This is a genomic window from Leifsonia sp. HAY1-4F (assembly GCF_056755275.1).
Window position 1 is genome coordinate 1 of the sequence record NZ_JBNDHX010000515.1, and the last position, 244, is coordinate 244.

The window sequence follows — 244 nt, forward strand, 5'->3', positions numbered from 1 at the left end:
TCTGGGGCGCCGCCTCTGCGGCCGGGCTCTCACCGGTCTGCCAGGTGTCGGCGGCGGGAGCGGGAGCCGCGGCATCGCCTGTTTCGAACGGAGCGGAGGAGGCCGCCTGCGCCTGCTCCGATCCGGCCTCCACATAGCTGGCGCGCCGGCAGTCGACCGCCGCGGGCCGCGCGTTGGGCTCGCCTCCGTCGAAGCCGGCCGCGATGACGGTCACTCGCCCCTCGTCGCAGAGGGTGTCGTCGAT

The 244-nt window shown here is 75.0% G+C and carries 1 pseudogene; it reads right to left on the bottom strand.

Annotated elements, in window-relative coordinates:
* Positions 1–214: pseudogene (locus tag ACPYOG_RS20340) on the bottom strand (cell division protein FtsZ); the annotation flags it as partial.
* Positions 215–244: the final 30 nt, after the last annotated feature.